The sequence below is a fragment of the Streptococcus sp. KR genome (assembly GCF_002238115.1).
Taxonomy (GTDB): domain Bacteria; phylum Bacillota; class Bacilli; order Lactobacillales; family Streptococcaceae; genus Streptococcus.
In genome coordinates this window covers 1-454 of the sequence record NZ_NGVM01000145.1, presented here as the reverse complement: position 1 = coordinate 454, position 454 = coordinate 1, and the positions used below count along the sequence as shown (strand labels likewise).

Here is a 454-nt window from a genome sequence, read left to right as displayed (position 1 = left end):
GAGAATCCTATCTTATACTTGAACAGTTTGGAAGAGATTGAACAAGTATTGTCTCGTGTAGAACTTGAGAAAGAAGATTCAGAGATTGAGATTGATTCATCAAGTGAAAGTCAGGAAATAGATTTGTTTTCCTACCTGGAAGAAGAAAATGAAAAGGATAAGGAAACAGAAACGCTTATTGTAGGCATAGAAGAGACGGATGTCCCTGTTCAAGATTTTGTTTTTCCAGATGATTTAGAGGACTTTTATCCTAAGACAAATCGAGAAAAGATTGAAACGAATATCGCCGCAATTGATCTTGTTAAAAGATTAGAAAAAGAGGGACGACAAGCAAGTCCAGAAGAACAAGAGCTACTAGCTAAGTATGTCGGCTGGGGCGGTCTTGCCAATGAATTTTTCGATGAACTCAATCCAAAGTATGAAACAGAACGTTTAACTCTTAAGAGTTTAGTAA

The 454-nt window shown here is 36.6% G+C and carries 1 protein-coding gene; it reads left to right on the top strand.

Going from position 1 to position 454, the window contains the following annotated elements:
* Positions 1-454: hypothetical protein (locus CBI42_RS11320; protein WP_142294133.1), on the top strand; the 454-nt coding region annotated here is incomplete at both ends.